Source organism: Flavobacterium franklandianum (assembly GCF_007097365.1).
Lineage (GTDB): Bacteria > Bacteroidota > Bacteroidia > Flavobacteriales > Flavobacteriaceae > Flavobacterium > Flavobacterium franklandianum.
The window spans coordinates 22796-46978 of the sequence record NZ_VJZR01000005.1; the positions used below are offsets into that span (position 1 = coordinate 22796).

19 protein-coding genes are annotated in these 24183 nt (G+C 34.1%); 14 read left to right on the plus strand and 5 right to left on the minus strand.

All coding sequences use genetic code 11. The features are described 5' to 3' along the window. Nucleotides 1-8 precede the first annotated feature (8 nt). Nucleotides 9-734, minus strand: a complete 726-nt coding sequence (locus FNW17_RS07700; RefSeq protein WP_144071351.1) for a polyprenol monophosphomannose synthase — start codon at nt 732-734, stop codon at nt 9-11. A 192-nt stretch (nt 735-926) separates the two neighbouring features. Here FNW17_RS07700 and FNW17_RS07705 point away from each other — a divergent pair, with 192 nt between their 5' ends. Together FNW17_RS07705 and FNW17_RS07710 are read left to right on the plus strand one after the other, a co-directional pair. After that, nucleotides 927-1598, plus strand: coding sequence for a DUF4271 domain-containing protein (locus tag FNW17_RS07705; protein ID WP_144071352.1), 672 nt, complete (start codon nt 927-929; stop codon nt 1596-1598). Nucleotides 1599-1610: 12 nt separating this feature from the next. Then, a complete protein-coding gene (locus FNW17_RS07710) occupies nt 1611-2360 on the plus strand; it encodes a uroporphyrinogen-III synthase (RefSeq protein ID WP_143389294.1) in 750 nt (249 codons plus the stop codon). Between the two features lie 72 nt (nt 2361-2432). Here FNW17_RS07710 and FNW17_RS07715 read toward each other — a convergent pair whose 3' ends face one another. Together FNW17_RS07715 and FNW17_RS07720 are read right to left on the minus strand one after the other, a co-directional pair. After that, a complete protein-coding gene (locus tag FNW17_RS07715; RefSeq protein WP_144071353.1) occupies nt 2433-3119 on the minus strand; it encodes a zinc metallopeptidase in 687 nt (228 codons plus the stop codon). Between the two features lie 321 nt (nt 3120-3440). After that, entirely contained in the window at nt 3441-6518 is a 3078-nt protein-coding gene (locus FNW17_RS07720) for a leucine--tRNA ligase (protein ID WP_144071354.1), read from the minus strand. A gap of 241 nt (nt 6519-6759) precedes the next feature. On the opposite strand from FNW17_RS07720, the gene FNW17_RS07725 reads away from it, so the two are divergent. The 6 genes from FNW17_RS07725 (at nt 6760) to frr (ending at nt 11323) form a co-directional block, all read left to right on the plus strand. After that, nucleotides 6760-7635 carry a cell division protein FtsX gene (locus FNW17_RS07725; protein ID WP_143389291.1) on the plus strand — a complete coding sequence of 292 codons (876 nt, stop codon included), beginning with the start codon at nt 6760-6762 and terminating at the stop codon, nt 7633-7635. Between the two features lie 39 nt (nt 7636-7674). Beyond that, on the plus strand, nt 7675-7917 hold the full coding sequence (locus tag FNW17_RS07730) for a DUF3098 domain-containing protein (RefSeq protein WP_143389290.1): 243 nt from the start codon (nt 7675-7677) through the stop codon (nt 7915-7917). 67 nt (nt 7918-7984) lie between these two features. Beyond that, entirely contained in the window at nt 7985-8809 is an 825-nt protein-coding gene (locus tag FNW17_RS07735) for an undecaprenyl-diphosphate phosphatase (RefSeq protein ID WP_144071355.1), read from the plus strand. 6 nt (nt 8810-8815) lie between these two features. Then, nucleotides 8816-9511 carry a tRNA pseudouridine(55) synthase TruB gene (gene truB / locus FNW17_RS07740; RefSeq protein ID WP_144071356.1) on the plus strand — a complete coding sequence of 232 codons (696 nt, stop codon included), beginning with the start codon at nt 8816-8818 and terminating at the stop codon, nt 9509-9511. Nucleotides 9512-9961: 450 nt separating this feature from the next. Beyond that, nucleotides 9962-10669 carry a UMP kinase gene (gene pyrH, locus FNW17_RS07745; RefSeq protein WP_143389288.1) on the plus strand — a complete coding sequence of 236 codons (708 nt, stop codon included), beginning with the start codon at nt 9962-9964 and terminating at the stop codon, nt 10667-10669. Nucleotides 10670-10759: 90 nt separating this feature from the next. Further along, on the plus strand, nt 10760-11323 hold the full coding sequence (gene frr / locus FNW17_RS07750; protein WP_143389287.1) for a ribosome recycling factor: 564 nt from the start codon (nt 10760-10762) through the stop codon (nt 11321-11323). Between the two features lie 53 nt (nt 11324-11376). Here frr and FNW17_RS07755 read toward each other — a convergent pair whose 3' ends face one another. Beyond that, nucleotides 11377-13647, minus strand: coding sequence for a cation:proton antiporter (locus tag FNW17_RS07755; protein ID WP_143389286.1), 2271 nt, complete (start codon nt 13645-13647; stop codon nt 11377-11379). 184 nt (nt 13648-13831) lie between these two features. Here FNW17_RS07755 and FNW17_RS07760 point away from each other — a divergent pair, with 184 nt between their 5' ends. From FNW17_RS07760 to FNW17_RS07780, 5 genes are all read left to right on the plus strand, one after another. Continuing rightward, the gene (locus FNW17_RS07760; protein WP_144071357.1) at nt 13832-16249 is read left to right on the plus strand and encodes an efflux RND transporter permease subunit; all 2418 of its coding nucleotides are present in this window, start codon (nt 13832-13834) and stop codon (nt 16247-16249) included. Between the two features lie 164 nt (nt 16250-16413). Beyond that, complete coding sequence (asnS, locus tag FNW17_RS07765) at nt 16414-17847, plus strand: asparagine--tRNA ligase (RefSeq protein ID WP_144071358.1); 1434 nt, start codon at nt 16414-16416, stop codon at nt 17845-17847. 129 nt (nt 17848-17976) lie between these two features. Further along, nucleotides 17977-18372: a GxxExxY protein gene (locus FNW17_RS07770; RefSeq protein ID WP_144071359.1), complete on the plus strand. Its 396-nt coding sequence runs from the start codon at nt 17977-17979 to the stop codon at nt 18370-18372. A 93-nt stretch (nt 18373-18465) separates the two neighbouring features. After that, the gene (gene rpoN, locus FNW17_RS07775; RefSeq protein WP_143389283.1) at nt 18466-19941 is read left to right on the plus strand and encodes an RNA polymerase factor sigma-54; all 1476 of its coding nucleotides are present in this window, start codon (nt 18466-18468) and stop codon (nt 19939-19941) included. 91 nt (nt 19942-20032) lie between these two features. Then, on the plus strand, nt 20033-20644 hold the full coding sequence (locus tag FNW17_RS07780; RefSeq protein ID WP_144071360.1) for a hypothetical protein: 612 nt from the start codon (nt 20033-20035) through the stop codon (nt 20642-20644). Here the strand turns inward: FNW17_RS07780 and FNW17_RS07785 are convergent. After that, nucleotides 20639-21340 (minus strand): porin family protein, encoded by a 702-nt coding sequence (locus FNW17_RS07785; protein ID WP_126563222.1) that lies wholly within the window; start codon nt 21338-21340, stop codon nt 20639-20641. The genes FNW17_RS07780 and FNW17_RS07785 overlap by 6 nt on opposite strands. Before the next feature lie 352 nt (nt 21341-21692). Between FNW17_RS07785 and FNW17_RS07790 the strand changes: the two genes are divergently transcribed. Continuing rightward, a complete protein-coding gene (locus tag FNW17_RS07790) occupies nt 21693-24128 on the plus strand; it encodes a GH36-type glycosyl hydrolase domain-containing protein (protein ID WP_143389281.1) in 2436 nt (811 codons plus the stop codon). Nucleotides 24129-24183: the final 55 nt, after the last annotated feature.

Here is a 24183-nt window from a genome sequence, read left to right on the forward strand (position 1 = left end):
GAGTTCTTTTATAAGGTGTTAAATATTTTTTTTAAACGTAAAGCGATAACCCCCAAAACAGCTTCTTTAAAAATGGCACTGCTCATCTTGGATTGCCCTTTTGTTCTGTCGGTAAAGATAATTGGGACTTCTACAATCTCAAATTTTTTGCAAAAAGTTCTGTATTTCATTTCAATTTGAAACGCATAACCCACAAATTTTATTTTATCTAAATTGATTCCCACTAAAACTTCGCTCTTATAGCAAATGAATCCAGCTGTGGCATCGTGAATTTGCATTCCAGTTATAAATCGAACATAAACTGATGCGAAATAAGACATTAAAACTCGACTCAAAGGCCAGTTTACCACATTTACACCTGTAACATAACGAGAACCTATCGCTAAATCTGCTCCGCCAAAATGACAAGCATCGTATAATTTTTCTAAGTCGTTTGGATTATGAGAAAAATCAGCGTCCATTTCGAAAACATAATTGTAATTTCGCTCCAAAGCCCATCTAAAACCGTGTACATAAGCAGTTCCTAAACCTAATTTTCCGATTCTTTTTTCTAAAAACAATCTTCCCTCAAATTCAGATTGAAGCAAGCTGACTTTTTCTGCAGTATGATCTGGCGAGTTGTCATCGATAACAAGGACATGAAATGGTTTATGTTGAGAAAGCACAGCCCTAATAATGCTTTCAATGTTCTCAATTTCGTTATAGGTAGGAATTATAACAATACAATCATTCATATTTTCGATTAATTTCACCGCAAAAGTAAACTTTTTATACGATTTGATTCCTATGTAAAGCTAATAATTGTATATAATTTAGGAATTTAGAGTGCCATTCATTCAATGAATTTATCTTTTTGTTTCACATCGATTTCATAATTAATTTATAATGAAAATAATGAAATAAAAAATTAGTAATTTTGCGCCAATATGATTGACAATTTACTTCATTTAAGGATAATCGAGAACAAAGATTGGGCTACAATCTTGTTTGTCTTTTCATTTGCCACCATTGCAATAACAAAATCGGCTTTTGAAAATCGATTTGCCGACTTTGTAAAATTAATCTATTCCGATAAATACACTAATGTTTATAAAGACGGAAGTCATCTTAACAGTAATTTTACCGTGGCGTTATTTTTGGTACAACTTATTTCATTTGCATTTTTTATTCAAATTTCGCTTTCTTACTTTGGCTATGCTTCAAAAACAGATTGGATTTTATTTATACAGATAATTACATTCCTGATTTACTTCGTTTTATCAAAATTTTTAATTGAAAAAATTATTGCTAATGCTTTCGATATTGAAGAGGTTGTTGAACAATTCAACCTTCAAAAAGTTGTTTTTAGGACATATATAGGCATATTCTTATTGCCATTTAACATCATTCTGTTCTACAACGAAGCTGTTTCAAGAAATTTTATGGCTATACTTATATGTATTGTATTGTTATCGTGCGTTTTAACATATTTAGTGTCAATAAAAAATTATCAAAATGTAATATTTAGCAAGTTGTTTTATTTTATTTTATATCTTTGCGCTCTCGAAATAGGACCTTATTATTTCATGTATTATTGGTTCACAAAAGGTATTGCTTAGAAAATGTAAAATATGAAAGTAAAAACAATTTTGGTGTCACAACCCGAGCCTAAAGTGGAAAATTCCCCTTACTTTGAACTTCAAAATAAGCATAAAGTAAAAGTTGACTTTAGACCTTTTATCCACGTTGAAGGGGTTAATGCTAAAGAGATTAGACTTCAAAAAATCGATCTAAATCATTTTACAGCTATTATTTTGACGAGCAAAAACTCTGTAGATCACTTTTTTAGAGTGGCCGATGAGATGCGCTACAAAGTACCAGAGGGATTGAAATACTTTTGTCAATCAGAAGCTATTGCATTTTATTTGCAAAAATATGTGGTATATCGTAAACGCAAAATTTACGTTGGCCCAAAAGATTTTGCAGATTTATCTCCATTGATAAAAAAATACAAAGACGAAAAATTCTTATTGCCCGCTTCGGATCAGCTCAATGCCGATGCTCCAATAACATTAAACAATCTTAAAGTAGATTGGACTCAGGCTATTTTTTACAAAACAGTTGTAAGTGACTTATCTGATTTAGCCAATGTCTATTATGATGTATTGGCATTCTTTAGTCCATCAGGAATTAAATCATTGTTTAGCAATTTCCCTGATTTTGAACAAAATGATACTAGGATTGCAGTTTTCGGAAGCACAACTCAAAAGGCGGCTTTAGAAAAAGGATTAAGAATTGATATTCTTGCACCAACTCCAGAAACTCCTTCGATGACTATGGCATTAGAAAAATATATTTCAGAAGCCAATAAAGGAAAATAAAACTCAAAAAACATAAAAAAATTCCAAACTCCACATACAATTGGAATTTGGAATTTTTTTTTGAACTATTTATTATTCCCTTCGTCCTCCCATATATATAGAAACGTAATACAATAAAGTAGCAATAGAGCCTAAAGCTGCAACAACATAGGTTCTGGCAGCCCATTTCAGGGCATCTTTCGCTCCTGCTTGCTCTTGTTGTGTCAACATTCTTTTGTTTTCTAACCAAGCCAATGCGCGATTACTCGCATCATATTCTACCGGCAAAGTAACTATTGAAAACAAAGTCGTGGCAGCAAAAATCACGATTCCTATCAATAATAGCGATGGAAAAGAGTTAATCATCAATATTCCAGCCAACAAAATCCATTGCATATAAGACGAAGCTACATTTACCACTGGAACTAGTTGAGAACGTAAAGTCAACCAACTATAAGCTGTGGCGTGTTGCACTGCGTGTCCGCATTCGTGAGCCGCAACCGCTGCTGCAGCTGCATTTCTTTGATTGTAAACCGCTTCACTCAAATTCACTGTTTTGTCTGCTGGATTGTAATGATCGGTCAATTGTCCCTCAACTGAGATTACTTTTACATCACGAATTCCGTGATCGGCGAGCATTTTCTCGGCGATTTCTTTTCCAGACATTCCGTTTTGCAAATGCAACTTAGAATATTCTTCGAATTTACTTTTTAATCTGGAGCTTACTAACCAGCTCCCTAGCATAATTAAACCTGCTAAAATAATATATCCCATTCCCATAATTTTATTTTTTAATGTGTTTCAAACTAGAACATCAAATTATGAACCAAATTTAGAAAATGTCAATTTGACATCCGTTAAATATTCTTTAAAAAGATAATAAAAATTTGAAACACATAGAAACATAGAAAAAAGAGTTTGATAGCCCATTTTTTGGGTTCACATAGCTATGATTTACTATAATAAAGTGAAACGCCTTTTTTAAAACAAAAAAATCTATGTTTCTATGTGTTTAAAAAAGATTCCATAACAATAAAAAATCCCAAACCCCAATCGTGAAATTGAAATTTGAGATTCTTAATCTATTCAAAATTAGATTTTTTACCCTACCAAATTGATAATCTTCCCCGGAACGATAATCACTTTGTTTGGTGTTTTTCCGTCCAATTGCTTGATGGTTCTTTCGTCTTTCATTACGATTTCCTCGATTTGTTCCTTAGTTAAATCCAAAGGCAAAACCATAGTAAAACGCATTTTACCGTTGAAAGAAACTGGATATTCTTTCTCTGATTCTACCAAATGTTTTTCGTCCAATGTTGGAAAAGCTACTGTCGAAATCGAACCTGAATTCCCTAATTGACTCCACAATTCCTCGGCAATATGTGGCGCATAAGGCGAAATCAAAATCGTTAATGGTTCTAAAATGGCACGAGAATGACAATTTTGCGTTGACAATTCATTTACACAAATCATAAACTGTGAAACCGAAGTATTGAAAGAGAAGCCTTCAATATCTTCTGCTACTTTTTTGATGGTTTTGTGTAACGATTTTAAGTTGTCTTTCGTTGGTTCATCATTGGTGACAATCAAACCATTTTCGTCAAAATACAAACGCCATAATTTTTTAAGAAAACCAAAAACTCCCGAAATTCCTGCTGTGTTCCAAGGTTTCGCTTGTTCTAATGGTCCTAAAAACATTTCATACAAACGCAACGTATCGGCTCCGTATTCGTTACAAATATCATCCGGAGTTACCACATTGTATTTGGATTTCGACATTTTTTCGATTTCGCGACCTACTATATATTTTCCATTTTCTTCAGTAATAAATTCAGCATCTTTATAATCTGAATATAATGAATGATTTTTAAAAGCTTGAATGTCCAATTCATTTGTGACATCATTTATTAATGAAATATCAACGTGTTTAATAATAAAAGGGTTTTCAGAATTCAACCAATTAACATCTATTTCTGCTTTATCAAAGTTTTTAAGTATCTTTTCAATTATCTCGTTGTTTCCAGATTTCAAAAATTCTAAATATTTAGTCTTTGAAAAAATATAATTTGTATTTTTTACTTTAAATGATTTTAAACCTTCTGAAGAATTTTTTAATAAGATATTTTGATTTAATATATAAACAAACGCACTCATTCCCAAAATCATTCCCTGATTAATCAGTTTTTTGAAGGGTTCTTCGGTTGGCGCAAAACCTTTGTCTTTCAGGAATTTGTTCCAAAAACGGGAATACAATAAATGGCCGGTTGCGTGTTCGCTTCCGCCAATGTATAAATCAACGCTTTCCCAATATTTTAAGGCATCTTTGCTAGCAAATTCTCCGTCATTGTGTGCATCCATATAACGCATCCAATACCAAGAACTTCCCGCCCAACCTGGCATTGTGTTCAATTCAAGGGGGAATATTGTCAAATTATCAATCAACTGAACACTAACAACTGAACACTGAATACTATCCCAAGCCCAAACCAAAGCATTTCCTAAAGGCGGTTGTCCGTCTTCGGTTGGCAAATATTTCTCTACTTCTGGCAATACGATTGGCAAATGTTTCGCATCAATCATTTGCGGTAAGCCATTCACGTAATATACCGGAAATGGTTCTCCCCAATATCTTTGACGAGAGAAAACCGCATCACGCAAACGGTAATTGATTTTCCCTTTTCCTTGGTTTATTTTTTCTAATTCTGCAATTACTTTCATCGTCCCTTCTTTGTATCCCAATCCGTTCAAGAAATCAGAATCAACCAATTGGAAACCTTCTTTGGCTCCAAAAGCACTTTCTGAAATATCTTTATCAAAAATATTCTTGATTACTTGCATTCCTCCCGAAGTTTCGGGATTGCCTTTGAAGAAATTAGCGAAAGCATAATCTCTTTCATCGCCACAAGGAACTGCCATTACAGCACCTGTTCCGTAACCTGCGAGAACGTAATCCCCAATCCAAACCGGAATCGCTTCTTTGGTAAACGGATGCTCGGCATAAGCTCCTGTAAAAATGCCCGAAATAGTTTTTACATCCGCCATACGCTCTCTTTCGGAACGTTTAGATGATGCAAAAATGTAATCATTTACTTTTTCTAAATTGTCCGCAGTTGTTATTTCTTGAACCAAAGGATGCTCGGGAGCTAAAGTCATAAATGTAACTCCAAATATTGTATCGGGTCTTGTGGTAAACACATCAATGTATTGCGGTTCACTTCCGACTTCCGACTGCTGACTGCTGACTTTGAAAGAAACCATCGCTCCAACACTCTTTCCAATCCAGTTTCTTTGGCTTTCCTTGATACTTTCACTCCAATCAATATCATTCAAACCTTGCAACAAACGTTCTGCATAAGCAGAAATTCGCATACTCCATTGGGTCATTTTCTTGCGAATAACCGGAAATCCACCACGTTCCGAAACGCCGTTTACGATTTCGTCATTGGCCAAAACAGTTCCCAATCCGGGACACCAATTCACTTCAGTTTCTGCTAAATAAGTTAATCGGTATTGTAATAGTATTTTTTGTTGGTCTTCTGATGAAAAAGCGTTCCATTCGTTTGACGAAAAAGTTCGAATATTATCGTCGCAAACTGCCTTTACATTTGCATTTCCTTCTGATGCAAAAATGGCAACCAAAGTCGAAATATCTTCGGCTTTGTCCGTGTTTTTATTGTACCAAGAATTGAATAATTGGATAAAAATCCACTGCGTGTGTTTGTAATAATCAGGATTCGAAGTACGCACTTCACGACTCCAATCGAATGAAAATCCAATTTTATCCAATTGTTTATGGTATCCAGCAATTTTGTTACCTTCTTTGTCCACGCCACCGTCAATATTTACCGAAGTAGTGTCTTCTGGACGCTGACCCGTTTGTATGGCATATTGTTCGGCTGGTAATCCAAAACTATCATAACCCATTGGGTGCAAAACATTGAATCCGCGATGTCTTTTGTATCGAGAATACACATCCGAAGCGATGTAACCCAGCGGATGTCCCACGTGCAATCCTGCTCCAGAAGGATAAGGAAACATATCCAAAACATAATATTTTGGTTTAGCTACGCTCAGTTCGGCTTCGCCTCGGGTTTCGGAATTGTTTTCAGCTGCAAAAGTTTGATTGTCTGCCCAATGTTTTTGCCATTTGGCCTCTATTTCGTTCGGATTGTATTTCATTCCTGATTTTTATTGTTTTTTAATGGAGTCATGCTTTCGCACACTCAAGTCATTATTCTGTTAATGGTTTATTGCTTGTGGTTTAGGGTTCTGGCTTATAACAACAAACCAAAAACTATAAACAACAAACTAAAAATGAGTGGCAAATTTACATTTATTGTACGAAAGTTGAAAGTTTGAGCGTTATTAACTTTAAATAAAGAAATTGTTTGTTATTTTTACCCCATAATTCCAATAAACTATGGCTTCTAACTTTGATAAGTTTCAAAAACGCAGGTTAATCTCCTCCTATTTTTCAGTTGTACTAAGTGTCTTCTTAGTTTTGTTCCTTTTAGGAATTCTAGGATTTTTTATTATAAATTCTCAAAAACTAGCAAACAATTTCAAAGAAGAAATTGCTATGACAGTGTTTTTTAAGAACGATGCAAATGATACTATTCTTAAAGCTTTTGCAAATGATTTGAAAGTGGCCAAGTTCACTAAATCCTTTGTTTATGTTTCTAAAGAACAAGCTGCAAAGGAACATACCGATATTATTGGCGAAGATTTTATGACGTTCTTGGGCACAAATCCGTTGCAAAACTCGTATGACATTCACTTGAAAGCCGATTATGTCGAGAAAGATAGTATTGCAAAAATTGAGAGTCGTTTACATAAAAACCCTATGGTTTCGGATATAGTTTATGACAAACAATTGGTGAATTTGGTGAATGACAATATCAAAAAAGTAAGTATGTGGATTTTAATAATCAGTGGTTTCTTGACTGTTATTGCCGTATTATTGATTAATAGCTCATTGCGTTTATCAATTTATTCCCACCGATTTATAATCAAAACCATGCAAATGGTGGGCGCTACTAAGGCATTTATTAGAAAACCATTTGTAATACGAAGTATAAAATTAGGGATGATTGGTGCGGGATTGGCTATCATTGCGTTAATTAGCGTTTTAGTTTATCTTCAAACAAATTTTCCTGATTTAGGAATTCTTGACGACAAATTGCTTGTTGCTATTGTGTTATTACTAGTTTTCGGCTTAGGCGTTTTGATTACTTGGATAAGCACTTATTTTGCAACACAACGATTTTTGAATTTAAGAACCGACGATTTATATTAGTGTTCAGTAGTAGTGTTCAGTAAAAAAAACAAATTGAAAATGAAAAACAAAGAACAAAAACAAGAATTTCTTTTTGAGAAAACTAATTATATCATCTTACTCATTGGCATTGCCGTAATTACACTAGGATTTATATTGATGTCTGGCGGCGGCAGCGATGATCCTAATGTATTTAACGAAGAAATCTTTAATTTCAGAAGAATTCGTTTGGCTCCAACAACCGTTTTAATTGGTTTTGGAATCACCATTTATGCCATTCTTAAAAACCCGAAAAAACAGTAAACAGTATTCAGTTTTTAGTGTTCAGTTAGCACAAACGAAATCTGAAATCTAAAATCAACAATTTAAAATGAATACACTCCAAGCTATTATTATTGCTATTGTCGAAGGCCTAACAGAATATCTTCCTATTTCTTCCACAGCACATATGATTTTTACTAGTTCCTATTTTGGAATTCAAGAAGACGATTTTGTGAAACTTTTTCAGGTTTCGATTCAATTTGGTGCCATTTTGGCCGTTGTGGCTTTGTATTGGAAGAAATTCTTGGCTTTTCCTACTCTAAAAATCGGAATGAATTTTTATACTAAATTGGCATTTGCCGTAATCCCAGCCTTGGTTTTAGGAAAATTATTCGACGATAAAATTGAAGCCGTTTTGGGAGACCCAATTCCAATTGCCGTTGTGCTGATTATTGGAGGTGTCGTTTTACTTTTTGTTGACCAACATTTCAAAGACAAAACTACAATTGTTAATGAAGAAGATATTACTGTAAAAAAAGCGGTTATCATTGGTTTTTGGCAATGTTTGGCAATGATGCCAGGAACAAGTCGGTCAGCGGCTTCCATCATTGGCGGAATGCAACAAGGATTATCACGCAACACAGCTGCAGAATTTTCGTTTTTTCTGGCAGTTCCAACGATGTTAGCGGTTACTTGTTATTCGGTGTTTCTGAAAACTTATGAAACTTCACAAATGAAAGGTTATGAACTAATTTTAAAATCAAATGACAACATAATGATGTTCTTGATGGGAAATATAGTCGCTTTTATTGTTGCCATAATAGCCATCAAGTTTTTCATTGGAATCATTAACAAATTTGGATTTAAACCTTGGGGTTGGTACCGAATCATTATGGGCACATTCTTGTTGATTTACTTTTCATATATAAAATAAATCACATTGAAAACTGCCGAAGATTATATAAACGGACAAATCATCTTGATTGATAAGCCTTTGCATTGGACTTCGTTTCAGGCGGTCAATAAAATGAAATATGCTTTAATCAACAAAGTTGGGCTTCCTAAAAAATTCAAAATAGGTCATGCAGGAACTTTAGACCCTTTAGCCAGTGGATTATTACTAGTTTGCACTGGAAAATTTACCAAAAGAATCACTGAATTTCAAGGTCAAGCCAAAGAATATACTGGAACTTTCTTCATTGGAGCCACTACACCATCTTATGATCTTGAAACCGAAATAGATCAAACTTTCGACACCTCACATATTGATGAATCTTTGATTCAGGAAACGGTTAAACAATTTTTGGGAGAAATTGATCAAAAACCACCTGTTTTTTCGGCCATAAAAAAAGACGGAATCCGTCTTTATGAGCACGCACGTGCTGGAGAATATGTGGAAATAGCAAGCCGTAAAACTACCATTCACGAATTCGAAATCACCCGAATTGCGTTGCCTGAAGTCGATTTTAGAGTTGTTTGTAGTAAAGGAACTTATATTCGCTCCTTAGCTTACGATTTTGGTAAAGCAATACATTCTGGTTCGCACTTAATAGTATTGCGAAGAACAAAAATTGGCAACTATGACGTTGACAATGCGATTGACATAACTTTATTTGAACAAAGTTTGCCCCACTAAATTGAAATCCAAAATTCAAAACACATACTTAAACAGGATGCGTTTTATTAGTATCAAAGTATTTTTATATTATACTTTAAACCTTTACGAGATTATATTTTGCCATTTATTTAATAATGACTGGTGTTCTTACCTCCGAAAAGTAGAGTAGAAATATAATCATAAAATTTTTCAAATAAATCTTTCATTTGGATGTTTTTTAAATTGTTAAACAATATTAAACACCAATAAAAAAAGTAAATTGAAATAGTAGATTTGGTTGGGATAACAAAATTACAAATTATTTTTTAATAATAAAATATTTTACCAAAATTGATAAAAAAAATATGAACAATTTTTTTTTAGAAAACATTATTTTAAAAAAACAGATTATAACTATATTTGCACAACTCAACAAGCCAAGACTTGAGCTAGCAGATGCAAGACTCCAAATTTTAAATAATATCAAAAATGAAATATAAAAGAATTCTTCTTAAATTAAGTGGCGAAGCTTTAATGGGCGATAGACAATATGGAATTGATCCTGCAAGATTAGCTGAATACGCTAATGAAATTAAAAAAATTCATGAAAAAGGAATTGAGATTGCCATTGTAATTGGCGGAGGAAATATTTTTAGAGGAGTTGCTGGCGCTAGCAATGGCATGGATCGCGTTCAAGGTGATTATATGGGAATGTTGGCAACTGTGATTAATGGAATGGCATTGCAGGGCGCATTAGAAGATAAAGGAATGAAAACTCGTTTACAAACTGCACTAAAAATGGAATCTATTGCTGAACCCTATATAAAAAGAAGAGCCGACCGACATCTTGAAAAAGGAAGGATTGTGATTTTTGGAGCTGGAACTGGAAATCCATATTTCACTACAGATACTGCTGCCGTTTTGCGTGGAGTAGAAATTAACGCTGATGTAATTCTGAAAGGGACTCGTGTTGATGGTGTTTATACCGCTGATCCAGAAAAAGATGCTACAGCAACAAAGTTCAATTATATCTCTTTTGATGACGTACTTAAAAAAGGACTAAATGTTATGGATACAACCGCCTTTACATTGAGCCAAGAAAACAAACTTCCTATAGTAATCTTTGATATGAATAAAGAAGGGAATTTATTGAAAATTTGTGAAGGACAAAACGTTGGAACTGAAGTAAATATATAAATAATAGTTTGCAGTTTACAGATAGCAGGAAATCTGAAATCTGACTCGAGCGCCAACGAACTGGCGAAGCAAATCTAAAATCTAAGAATTATGACTGAAGAAATTGAATTTATTTTAGACAGTACCCAAGAATCTATGGCGGGTTCTATATTGCATTTAGAAAAAGCATTCTTGAATATTCGTGCTGGAAAAGCATCTCCTGCAATGCTAGGAAGCGTTTTTGTAGATTATTACGGATCCGCTACTCCGCTTTCTCAAGTGTCCAAGATTAGCGTTCCCGATGCTAGAACCATTACACTTCAACCTTTTGAAAAAAACATGTTGCACACAATAGAAAAAGCAATTATGATTGCCAATCTTGGCTTCAACCCTATGAATAATGGAGATTTAATTATCATCAGTGTTCCTCCTTTGACCGAGGATAGAAGGCGCGATTTGGCAAAGCAAGCAAAATCAGAAGCTGAAGACGCAAAAATAGGAATCAGAAATGTCCGTAAAGACGCGAATAATGAAATTAAAAAACTAGAAAAAGAAGGAACCTCCGAGGACATTTGCAAAAGTGCCGAAGAAGAAGTTCAAAACTTAACCAATAGTTTTATCAAAAAAATTGACGAGCATCTTATTATTAAAGAAGCCGAAATTATGAAAGTATAACTTCTTTCGAAAAAACAATAAAAATTCCGCTATCGAGCGGATTTTTTATTGTCTTAATGTTTAAATATCAATACCGAAGGAACTCTCCTTAACCAAATACTATATTTATCCAAAAGCACTTTCCAACTTTCGACACTGATAATCATTAGATCTAACTTTGCTAAAAAATCTTTTTTTATGATCTTAGTGTCCATAAAAGTGATGTTTTTAGGATATTTTTCTTTCAATGAATCGATGGCGCTTTTCAGTACAAAATTAGTGTTGATGTTTCCGTTTACATCCAAAATCATGATTTGGGAATCATTGTTGTAAATTAATCGCTGCGCATAATCAATCAAAAATGTGTCTTCTGGACTGAAAATTGGAATAATAACCTGATTTACTTGCTGCAAATCTTTGTCAATTAAAATCCCCAACGGAGTCTTAGTTTTAGAGATAATTTGTCTTGTTCTTTCATCGAAAGGAGAATTTTCGAACAAGCCTTCTTTTCCTGTAAATTTATCAATCAAACGGTCTGGGTTTATAATTCTAGTAGTAAATCCTAACACTTTTCCAAGCAAAGAACCTTCAAAAATAGATTTCCCTAAACCCACCAAAAGCAAGTCATATTCTCCATTATTAGCAACTTCAGCTATATTAGATTCGATATCTACCGTAGCTTTAAACAAAGTTGTAATTTCTTGATTCAACATTTTGGATTCGACAATCAAAGGTAAAAATTTGTCTTTTTCGTACTGTTCTAAATTATACGCATGCACTTCGTCACTCAATGTAAGATGCATTGCGGTAACGGTCGACTTGTCTTTTTGCTTTTTCACCAAACTATTTGCTAGTCTCAAAAGCGATTTGCCTTTTTCGTTATTTCCAAATGACAGTAAAATTTTATATTTTTTAAAATTAGAAATTTCTTCTAAAACAACGTCATCTTTAGTCTTAAAAATATAATTTATAATATTCAGCGTAGGTCCAGTCATAAAAGTAGTAACCAATGCCATAATTACCATCATTGTAAATACTTCGGGAGTTAGCACTTTCAAATCCAAACCAATATTCAAAACAATCAATTCCATCAAACCACGTGTGTTCATCAAAGCGCCAATAGTTAAACTATCTCGCCAGCTTTGCCCAACAAATTTGGCCGCCAAAGCACTTCCTAAAAACTTACCTACAACAGCAACAAGTATTATAAATCCAGTAACTTTCCAAAGATAAGGATCGTTAATCAAGCCTATTTCTGTTCGCAAACCTGTAAAAACAAAAAATAAAGGAAGCAATAATATCACAGAAACATCTTCGACTTTTTCTATAAAAAGATTCCTGAATTTAGTTATATCTGGCATAATTACACCCGTCATAAAAGCGCCAAAAAGGGCGTGAATCCCGATAATTTCGGTAGTGTAAGAGGAGATTATTAATGTTAAAAAGAAAATGGCAACTACAGGTTTGTTCAAACTATCTTTGGTCGCGTATAATTCCCCAATTTTCTTTAAAAATGGTTTTACTACAAAAAGCATCACAAGAACATAAACAACTGCCATTCCAATAATGTATAGCGAACTCACGAAAGTTCCAGCTTTTACAATGGCAATTACTGCGGCAAGTATGCACCAAGCGGTAATATCGTCGGCAGCAGCGCAGGTAATAACTATCGCTCCCAATTTGGTTTTATGAATCCCTCTTTCTTGTACTATTCTCGCCAAGACTGGGAAGGCAGTAATGCTCATCGCAATTCCCATAAACAGAGCAAAGGGCATAAAAGCAACGCCTTCTGGAGCAAATTTAAAATAAACAAAATAAGCTAGACCAATACCCAACGCAAAAGGGAATATAATACTAGCATGACTAATCACAATGGCATCTTTGGCTCTGTTTTGCAAAACTTTTAAATCGAGTTCCATACCTATGACGAACATAAAAAGTATCAACCCTATTTGACTCAAAAACTGCAAATTTCCTAACGATTCAACAGGAAACAAGGTTAATGAAAATTCAGGAAAATACAAACCCAACAGCGATGGACCAAGGACTATTCCAGCAATAATTTCACCAATTACAGATGGTTGTCCAATTTTTCTAAAAACCCAACCAAAAAAACGGGCAACTATTATTATGGTTATAATTTGTGCCAAAAGGATAGCAAGAGGATGATGTAAATTGAGTGACATCGAATCGATAAAATCATTCCAATGACCGTTTTCAACTACGGGTAACAAGAATTTTTTATGAACTTCTAAACCTTTTCCTATACTCAATAACCAATAAATCAAAGCGGTAAATCCTCCTGTAATTACTAAATAAAATATGGTGTTTCTATGGTTTTTCATAAGGTTCTATGTCAATATTTTTCAAACAAAGATGCAAAATCCAAATATATAAATTACATCCCATACATTTAATTTATTGTAAAATAAAAACAAAAAATTAACACATAAATTAACATAAAGGTTCGTTTAAAACCAATAAAATACAGGGTCTATTAACTACCTTTGCAGCATTTAAAATTAAATAATGATCAAGTGGTTTAGTTTAGGATTTTGGGAATTAATCGCCCGCGTCGTACTTAGAAATAGAATTTTAATGCTGTCGATTATCTTAGTGATAACGGTTTTATTGGCATTGCAATGGAAAAACATCCGTTTTACCCAAACTGAAGCCAATATGCTTCCCGACGATAATATTGTCAATGTAGAATACAATGCTTTTTTAAATAAATTTGGAGAAGAAGGAAATCTAGTTGTCATTGGCATAAAGGACAAGACATTTTTTACTCCAAGAGCTTTTAAATCTTGGACTAAATTAATGAATAGCCTGAAAGAGGACAAAGCCGTTGATTTAGTAATTTCTATAAACGATTTAAAAAAATTACAAAAAAACGAATCGGTTGAAAAATTCGAATTAGTTCCTTTTGTCGATCTAAATAGAACCACCGATAAGTTTTATCTAGAGAAAATAAAAAAGGAACTTTTTAATGATTTACCTTTTTATGAAGGATTACTTTTTAATAAAAAATCAGGCACGATTCGCTCTGCCATTTATCTGGATAGGAAAATTGTAAATACTCCTGCCCGAAAAGATTTTATCCTAAATAAATTAGTTCCCGCAGTAGAAGCATTCGAAGCAGAAACCAAAATAGATCTTCGCGTTTCGGGAATGCCCTACATTCGAACGCTCAATGCGCAGACTATTATTGGCGAAATCAGCATTTTCATTGGAGCTTCATTACTGGTAACTTCCTTGCTTTTCTTTTTCTTTTTTAGAAGTTTTAGAGCTACTTTAATTTCGATAATTATTGTGATTATTGGTGTGATGTGGTCTTTTGGCTTCTTAGGATTATTGAATTATGAAATAACGGTTTTAACCGCCCTGGTTCCTTCTTTAATTATTGTCATCGGAATTCCCAATTGTATATTCTTGACTAATAAATATCATCAGGAATACAAAGTCCATCGAAACAAAGTCAAAGCCCTACAACGCGTAACTACCAAGGTAGGTATGGCAACTTTACTAACCAACGTAACCACCGCTATTGGATTTTTTACCTTTATTTCTTCCAATAACAAACTTCTTATTGAATTTGGAAATGTGACTTCCATCAACATTATGGCATTGTTCTTTTTGTGCATCATCGTAATCCCCATTTTTCACAGTTACATTCCCGCTCCAAAAGACCGTCACATCGAGCATTTAGATCGAGGTTATGTAAAATCATTTATGGATTGGATTCTACGAAATGTGAAATACAACCGCTTTTCGATATACGTAGTTGCAATTTCTCTACTTGTCATTAGTATTATAGGGATTTATAAAATGCGGATTTCGGGCAGTATTATAGAAGATATGCCAAAAAAAGAAGCGTTTTTTCAAGACATTATTTTCTTCGAAAAAGAATTTGACGGCGTGATGCCCCTTGAAATTATGATAGACACCAAACGCAAAAAAGGCGTTATGAAACTGTCAACGCTCAAGCGAATGGAGGAACTTGAACAAACCATTGACGAAATTCCAGAGTTATCAAAACCCATTTCGATTGTCAATTTGGTCAAATATTCTAAACAAGCCTATTATAACGGAAATCCAGATTACTACGAATTACCCACTTCACAAGAGCAATCTTTCATTTTGTCGTATGCTAAAAATGCGACCAAAGACTCGAAACAAAACCTGATGAAAAGCTATGTAGATTCGACTGGTCAATTTGCTCGAATTACCACTTTTATGCGTGATGAAAATGGGGATGCTATTCCGAAAATTGAAACTGAAATCCGAAAAGAAGCTGATAAAATTTTTCCAAAAAATCAATATAATGTCTCGATTACCGGAAAAGCTTTGGTTTTCCAAAAAGGAACAAACTACTTGCTAGACAACTTACTTTCGTCCTTAATTTTTGCTTTTTTCCTGACCGCACTTTTAATCGGATTTATGTTCCGATCGTTCAAAATGATTTTGGTTTCCATAATCCCAAATCTTTTACCGTTGTTGCTTACCGCAGGAATTATGGGCTTTTTTGACATTCCGTTGAAACCGTCAACCATATTGGTTTTCGGAATCGCTTTTGGACTTTCGGTCGATGATACCGTGCGATTCTTGGCGCAATATCGAGAAGAATTAAAGAAAAATAACTGGAAAATTCGCAAATCCGTTTATGCTACTTTTAACGATGCTGGGTTGAGTATGTTTTATACTTCAATCGTCTTGTTCTTTGGATTTTCGGTCTTTATGTTGTCAAGTTTTGGAGGAACAATTGCCCTTGGCGGACTGATTTCATTGACTTTGTTATTCGGAATGCTTTCGAATTTAATGTTGTTGCCGGCTTTAGTTTTAACCTTGAACAAAACTTTGGCCAACGAACAGGAATTCATCGAACCAAAAATTGACATCATCGAACCAAGCGACGAAGAAATTGACAATTTAGAAAAGAAAAAATAGTTTTTTTTATTTGGAGCTAATCCCGCTATCCGTTTTAATCTTTTGTGCCGAACTCCGGCACAAAAGGATTTCCACTGCTATCGGGGCTAAAAATCACAATAATCAATTATATTTGTAATTCGATTGAAAAATCCGAAACCTACAATCTAATATCTAAAATGAAAATGAAACATACTAGAGTTAAAGACCTACTAAACAGTAACAATACGCTTCACGAAGTAAATGCAAAAGGATGGGTAAGAACTTTTAGGAACAATCAATTTATCGCATTGAACGACGGTTCAACCATCAATAATATACAATGTGTTGTCGATTTTGAAAACACAGCCGAAGAAACTTTGAAAAGAATTACCACGGGAGCTGCGATTTCGGTTACGGGAAATTTGGTTGAAAGCAAAGGTGCTGGACAGAAATATGAGATTCAGGTTAAAAAACTGGAAATTCTTGGCGATTCAGATGCAGAGAAATTCCCAATGCAACCCAAAAAACATTCCTTGGAATTCTTGCGTGAAAATGCACATTTAAGAGTTCGTACTAATGCTTTTGGTGCAATTATGCGAATTCGTTCGGTTTTGTCATTCGCCGTTCACAGCTACTTTCAACAAAAAGGTTTTGTGTATGTCAACACGCCAATCATCACTGGAGCCGATGCTGAAGGTGCTGGCGAAATGTTTCAAATAACTTCGTTACCATTGAATAATTTGCCTAAAAATGAAGAAGGCAATATCGATTACAAGAAAGATTTCTTCGGAAAACACACCAATCTTACTGTTTCTGGACAATTGGAAGGCGAAACTTTCGCGATGGCTTTGGGTCAAATATATACTTTTGGACCAACATTCAGAGCTGAAAACTCGAATACTTCTCGTCATTTGGCTGAATTTTGGATGATTGAACCAGAAGTGGCTTTTAATAATCTAGACGACAATATGGATTTGGCCGAAGATTTTATCCAATATGTAATCAAATTCGCAATGGATAAATGTGGTGATGATTTGAAATTCCTAGAAGGAAGATTATTGGACGAAGAAAAATCAAAACCACAAGCCGAAAGAAGCGAAATGGCTTTACTGGAAAAACTAAATTTTGTTTTGGAAAACAATTTCAAACGCGTTTCATACACCGAAGCGATTGACATTTTGAGAGATTGTACCCCAAACAAAAAGAAAAAGTTTCAATACATCATCAACGAATGGGGCGCTGATTTACAATCAGAACACGAGCGTTATTTGGTAGAAAAACACTTCAAATGTCCGGTAATCTTATTCGATTATCCAGCCAACATAAAAGCGTTTTATATGCGTTTGAACGAAGATGGAAAAACAGTTCGAGCTATGGATATCCTTTTCCCAGGAATTGGGGAAATTGTTGGAGGTTCACAAAGAGAAGAGCGTTTTGACGTTTTAGTCGAAAAAATGAAAGCCTTAGGAATTGACGAAGAAGAATTATGGTGGTATCTTGATACCCGAAGATTCGGAAGCGCGGTTCACTCTGGTTTTGGACTTGGATTCGAAAGATTGGTGCTTTTTGTAACTGGAATGTCCAATATTCGTGACGTAATTCCTTTTCCGAGAACGCCGCAAAATGCAGATTTTTAAGACACGAGAGATTTGCCACGAAGACTCAAAGTCACAAAGGTTTTTCAATAATTATTCTAAATGAAATTTTTTATAGAATATACTAAATAAATTAAACTTGGCGCCTTTGCGTCTTAGCGGCGATAAAAAATGATAGACGAAAGAACAGAGGAAATAGCCAAAATAATCGTAAATTCTGCCTTCAAGGTTCATAAAAATCTTGGGCCTGGACTATTGGAAAGAGTTTATGAAGTTTGTTTAGCCTATGAAATAGAAAAAGCAGGATTAAATGTTCAAAGTCAAATTGATGTACCAATTATTTATGATGGAGTAACCCTTAAAGAGAAATTAAGACTTGATTTAATAGTTGAAAATTCAGTGATTGTGGAAGTAAAAGCTGTCGAAACTGTAAATCCTGTTTGGCAAGCACAAATCATAAGTCATTTAAAATTAACTGATAATCAATTGGGATTTTTAATTAATTTTAATGTTCCCTTAATAAAAAACGGAATTAAAAGATTCATAAATACAAAGTCAAATTATTAATAAAACTTGCAGACTTTTTCTTTTTAATAAAACAAAAAACTTAGTGCCTTAGTGCCTTAGTGCCTTAGTGGCAAATTAAATTAGCGTCTTATTATGTTAAAACAATTTCTAAATCTTAAATTATCCCAAAAATTATCTCCTCAACAAATTCAGTTGATGAAGTTAATTCAATTGCCAACGCAGGCTTTCGAACAACGTTTGTTGGAAGAAATGAACGAAAATCCAGCATTGGAAACAGGAACCGAGGAGGAAGAGATTTACGATAAAGATGAATTTGATAACGATGACACTAACGACGAATTCGATGATTATGATGATAACGACAGCGAAGATACTAGCGACATTAACATTGACGAATATCTTAGCAGTGACGAAACGCCCGATTACAAAACCCAAGCCAATAATTACAGCGAAGACGACGAGGAACGTGAGTCGCCATTGGTAGCCCCAATTAGTTTTCACCAAGATTTAATCAATCAGTTGAACACTTTTATATTGAATGATTCCGAGCGTGAAATTGCAGAATTTTTGGTCGGAAGTATTGATGATATTGGATATCTTCGACGAAGCATTCCCGATTTAGTGGATGATATGGCGTTTACTCAAGGTATTTATACCGATGAAAAAACCGTCGAAAAAATGCTGAACATCATTCACGAATTAGAACCTTCGGGCGTTGGCGCGCGCGATTTGCAAGAATGTTTGTTGTTGCAATTGAAACACAAAACCCCTACGGAATACGTTGCTTTGGCAATGGATATTATCGAAAACCAGTTTGATGCTTTTACCAAAAAACATTACGACAAACTGTTGCAAAAACAGGCTGTTTCGAATGAGCAACTCAAAACTGCCATTCACGAAATAGAAAAACTAAACCCAAAACCTGGAGGTTCTTTCACGGGAAGCAACAAAATCACGGAACATGTAGTTCCTGATTTTGCCATTCGAATTGTAGAAGACGAATTGGTTTTGACCCTAAACGGAAGAAATGCTCCATCACTACACGTTTCCAAAGATTATCAGGAAATGATGCAGACTTACAAAAGTTCCCGAGACAAATCGAATGCGCAAAAAGATGCAGTTCAGTTCATCAAACAAAAACTAGATTCGGCCAAATGGTTTATTGATGCCATCAAACAACGTCAGGAAACGCTTTATGTAACGATGAATGCGATTATGCATTACCAAAATAAATATTTTTTGGAAGGCGATGAAACCAAGCTAAAACCGATGATTTTAAAAGACATTGCCGATATGGTTGGTTTGGATATTTCGACCATTTCTCGAGTTGCCAATAGCAAATATGTAGAAACACCTTATGGCACTAAATTGATCAAAGAATTCTTCTCCGAAGCGATGAAAAACGATCAAGGCGAAGATGTATCAACGCTTGAAATCAAGAAAATTCTACAAAATGTAATTGAAGACGAGGACAAACAAAAACCACTTCCCGACGATCAATTGGCTGAAATACTATTAGAAAAAGGCTATCCTATTGCAAGAAGGACCATTGCAAAATATAGAGAACAATTGGACATTCCTGTGGCGAGAATGAGGAAGAAAATGTAAGATTGCAGATTTTAGTTCGCAGATTTTGGAATTGAGATTTTGTCATTTCTTCCGCTTATCGAAATGACAAATAAACTTTTTATTAAAAGTAATGAATTTAAAAAAAATCCTTCCTATTTTTTCCTATTTATTTCATCCGATATTCATTCCGGTTTATACCGCCATGTTTTACTTTTTTGGCTACGATTCCTACTATACAAATTCAGAAAAATACTTTGCCATTTTTCAGATAGTTATTGTCACGATTATTCTTCCGATTCTTATTTTTTTCTTATTGCGTGCTACCGGAAAAGTCAACTCTATAATGCTCGCTGACATTTCGCAGCGCAAAATACCTTTAGTTATACAGTGTTTTTTGACTATTTTATTGATACAAAAAAGTATCACTATCTACCATTTTCCTGAATTGTATTTTTTCTTTTTGGCAGGTTTACTAAGTACTATTATAGCTTTGATTTTCTTGTTTTACAAAATAAAAGCCAGCCTTCATATGATTGCTGTAAGTGCCTTAACTGTTTTTGTTATTGGATTAAGTATTCACAATCAAGCTCGGAACATCGATGTGATTGCTTTTCTTGTGCTTATGAATGGTTTTGTGGCTTCCTCAAGACTAGAAATGAAAGCGCATACACCCAAAGAATTGGTGATTGGCCTTATATCAGGTCTGCTTCCGCAATTGTTTTTGTTGTCTTTTTGGTTATAAAATATAGAACATAATTCCAACATTAAAGGAATTCATATCTATAGTTTCAGTAGTAGTTTTTGCTGATTCAAAAAGCGAATTCAAACCATAATAAGCGAAAATATTTATCGAATTGTATCCAACTGATATATAAGTTCCGTATTGAAATTTATTAAAATCATTATTATTATGTACTTCCATTTGACCAATAGAATCCTCATAAATTGATTTGTCATAAATTAAATAACCTACTTTAAATCCGCCATAAATTCGCCAAAATTTATGACTTTCAAAAGTCGATGACCTCCATCTGAACTCAATTGGCATTTCGACTAGCAGCTGACTGAATCTGTTTTTGTTATACGTAGCATTCGATTCAATAATGGAATAAACAGGAATTTGATTCAATTCTGTAATCTTCAGATTCTGATTGTAGTTATTGTATGAAAGCCCAACTCCTGGAGCTATTGCAACCGTCCGATTTTTATTGACAGGAAAATCCCTAAGAAACCCAACAGAAAATCCTGAAGAAAATTTATCTTGAGTTAAACCCATAGGTTTGTTTTGCAAGGTGTTGAGAGTAAAACTAAAATAAAATTGATCTTCTCTGTATAAAGAGTCGATTTTTATTTTGGGAACTTCCTCTGCAGTCGCTTTTTCTTGCGAAAAAACTGGAATAATATAGAGTAGAAGAAAACTGCTAATAAATAATCGCATATTATTTTTTTGAGGTATAAAATTACAAAAAAAGAGAACAGAAATGTAGTTTTTATAAAATTATAAAATATCAACTAACAGAGTAAAGGAATTAAGAATAAAACTAAAAACCTTAAAATATTTTGAAACTTAAAAACTCCTCCTATAACTTTTTAAGTAAAAAAAGGATATATAATAGACAAAATAGTATAAAGAAATAATTAGTTAGTTAATTAATTTTGAAAAATACAAATTATCCTAGCCGTCTACTGATAAATTAACAAAAAAAGCAATACTAAAATACGAATTAATTACTATTAACCCCAAAAAAAAGCATTGCTTACGTTTTTGAAGTTGATTTAAAAAAATAAAAATGAAATACGGACATTTTGATGATGATTCGAGAGAATATGTAATCACCAACCCTAAAACACCTTACCCCTGGATTAATTATTTGGGAAATGAAGATTTTTTCTCACTAACTTCAAATACTGGAGGTGGATATACTTTTTATAAAGATGCCAAATTCAGAAGATTAACGCGTTACAGATACAATAATGTTCCTGTGGATAATGGTGGAAAATATTTTTATATTAAAGAAGGAGATACAGTTTGGTCTCCAGGTTGGAAACCCGTAAAAACCGAATTGGACAGTTATGAATGCCGTCATGGTATGAGTTACACTAAATTTAAAAGCTCTAAAAACGGAGTTCAAGCCGAAGTTTTACAGTTTATTCCACTAGGATTTTGGGGTGAAATTCAAAAAGTGAGTCTTACCAATAATTCCAGCGAAACAAAAAAACTAAAATTATTTTCATTCATAGAATGGGCTCTTTGGAATGCAGAAGACGATATGACTAATTTTCAAAGGAATTTCAGCACGGGAGAAGTTGAAGTTGAAGATTCAGTAATTTATCACAAAACTGAGTTTAAAGAACGCCGAAACCATTATTCCTTTTATTCGGTAAACGAGGCCATCAAGGGTTTTGACACCGATAGAGATTCATTTGTAGGTTTATACAATGGGTTTGATACTCCAGAAGTAGTGACTGATGGAAAGCCTAAAAACACGATTGCTCACGGATGGTCTCCAATCGCTTCACATTACATTGAAGTCGAATTGAAACCTGGCGAAAGCAAAGATTATGTGTTTATGCTTGGTTATGTTGAGGTTGCAGCAGATGATAAATGGGAAAGTAAATCAATCATCAATAAAAAACCTGCAAAGGCAATGATTGAGAAATACAATACTGTCGAAAAAGTGGAAGCCGCATTTAATGAATTGAGAACTTATTGGGATAACTTACTTGGCACCATTAATATCAAATCCCGTGATGACAAACTTGATAGAATGGTCAATATCTGGAATCAATATCAATGTATGGTTACCTTTAATATGTCGCGTTCTGCTTCGTTTTTCGAATCAGGAATTGGTCGCGGAATGGGTTTTAGAGATTCTAATCAAGATTTAATTGGTTTTGTACATCAAATACCGGAAAGAGCTAGAGAACGTATCATAGATATTGCATCCACCCAATTTGAAGATGGATCTTGCTATCACCAATATCAGCCTTTGACCAAAAAAGGAAATGCAGCAATTGGAGGCGATTTTAATGATGATCCGCTTTGGCTAATTCTTTCAACTACCGAATACATCAAAGAAACTGGCGATTTTACTTTGCTTGATGAATTAGTGCCTTTCGATAATGATGCATCAAAAGCAAAAACCCATTTCGAACATTTAAAAGTGTCGTTTTACCACGTAGTAAATAATTTAGGACCTCATCAATTACCATTAATAGGAAGAGCCGATTGGAATGACTGTTTGAACTTGAATTGTTTTTCTAATGATCCTAATGAATCTTTTCAAACTACAGGAAATAAAAAAGGAGAGACTGCCGAATCGCTAATGATTGCTGGCTTATTTGTAGTTTATGGAAAAGAATTTGTGAAATTATGTCGCCAAATAGGAAAAGACGCCGAAGCATTAGAAGCCGAAAATCATGTAAATAATATGATTGAAGCCGTGAAACAACACGGCTGGGATGGCGATTGGTATTTGAGAGCTTATGATTATTATGGCAAAAAAATTGGTTCAAACGAAAATGAAGAAGGAAAGATTTTTATAGAATCGCAAGGTTGGTGCTCAATGGCCGAGATTGGCAAAGAAGAAGGCTTGGTCGAAAAATCTTTAAATTCAGTGAAAGAACATTTGGATTGCGAATACGGAATTGTTTTGAACAGTCCAGCATTTACTAAATATTATATCGAATACGGTGAGATTTCAACCTATCCGGCAGGTTACAAAGAAAACGGCGGCATCTTTTGTCATAACAATCCTTGGATTATGATTGGCGAAACGATGATAGGACGTGGCGATGCGGCTTATGATTATTATACTAAAATTGCTCCAAGCTTTTTAGAAGACATATCGGAATTGCACAAAGTGGAACCTTATGTGTATTGCCAGATGATAGCTGGAAAAGAAGCTTTTAAACCGGGCGAAGCAAAAAACTCTTGGCTTTCGGGAACTGCTTCTTGGAACTTTTATGCCATAACCCAATATATTTTAGGAGTAAAACCTGATTACAACGGACTTTCAATAAATCCTTGTATTCCAGCAAAATGGGATGGTTTCAAGATGACAAGAAAATTCAGAGGAGCAACTTATAACATCGAAGTAGTAAACCCAAAACACATCAGCAAAGGGGTCGAAAAAATAGTTGTCAACGGGATAGCAATACATTCTACTATTATTCCAATATTAGAGAAAAATAAAACTCATGAAATTAAAGTAATCATGGGTTAGTTTTGATTAGTTAGTAGTGAGAACTCCCTTGGATTTAATCTTTGGGAGTTTTTTT

Bases quoted from the DNA above. Each gene is read 5' to 3' on its own strand.
- frr (WP_143389287.1), top strand. From the start codon at position 10,760: ATGACTGAAGAAATTGAATTTATTTTAGACAGTACCCAAGAATCTATG.
- FNW17_RS07755 (WP_143389286.1), bottom strand. From the start codon at position 13,647: ATGAAAAACCATAGAAACACCATATTTTATTTAGTAATTACAGGAGGA.
- FNW17_RS07725 (WP_143389291.1), top strand. From the start codon at position 6,760: ATGGCTTCTAACTTTGATAAGTTTCAAAAACGCAGGTTAATCTCCTCC.
- FNW17_RS07705 (WP_144071352.1), top strand. From the start codon at position 927: ATGATTGACAATTTACTTCATTTAAGGATAATCGAGAACAAAGATTGG.
- FNW17_RS07720 (WP_144071354.1), bottom strand. From the start codon at position 6,518: ATGAAATACAATCCGAACGAAATAGAGGCCAAATGGCAAAAACATTGG.
- FNW17_RS07715 (WP_144071353.1), bottom strand. From the start codon at position 3,119: ATGGGAATGGGATATATTATTTTAGCAGGTTTAATTATGCTAGGGAGC.
- FNW17_RS07785 (WP_126563222.1), bottom strand. From the start codon at position 21,340: ATGCGATTATTTATTAGCAGTTTTCTTCTACTCTATATTATTCCAGTT.
- FNW17_RS07710 (WP_143389294.1), top strand. From the start codon at position 1,611: ATGAAAGTAAAAACAATTTTGGTGTCACAACCCGAGCCTAAAGTGGAA.
- FNW17_RS07770 (WP_144071359.1), top strand. From the start codon at position 17,977: ATGATAGACGAAAGAACAGAGGAAATAGCCAAAATAATCGTAAATTCT.
- pyrH (WP_143389288.1), top strand. From the start codon at position 9,962: ATGAAATATAAAAGAATTCTTCTTAAATTAAGTGGCGAAGCTTTAATG.
- FNW17_RS07760 (WP_144071357.1), top strand. From the start codon at position 13,832: ATGATCAAGTGGTTTAGTTTAGGATTTTGGGAATTAATCGCCCGCGTC.
- FNW17_RS07790 (WP_143389281.1), top strand. From the start codon at position 21,693: ATGAAATACGGACATTTTGATGATGATTCGAGAGAATATGTAATCACC.
- FNW17_RS07735 (WP_144071355.1), top strand. From the start codon at position 7,985: ATGAATACACTCCAAGCTATTATTATTGCTATTGTCGAAGGCCTAACA.
- asnS (WP_144071358.1), top strand. From the start codon at position 16,414: ATGAAACATACTAGAGTTAAAGACCTACTAAACAGTAACAATACGCTT.
- FNW17_RS07780 (WP_144071360.1), top strand. From the start codon at position 20,033: ATGAATTTAAAAAAAATCCTTCCTATTTTTTCCTATTTATTTCATCCG.
- FNW17_RS07700 (WP_144071351.1), bottom strand. From the start codon at position 734: ATGAATGATTGTATTGTTATAATTCCTACCTATAACGAAATTGAGAAC.
- rpoN (WP_143389283.1), top strand. From the start codon at position 18,466: ATGTTAAAACAATTTCTAAATCTTAAATTATCCCAAAAATTATCTCCT.
- FNW17_RS07730 (WP_143389290.1), top strand. From the start codon at position 7,675: ATGAAAAACAAAGAACAAAAACAAGAATTTCTTTTTGAGAAAACTAAT.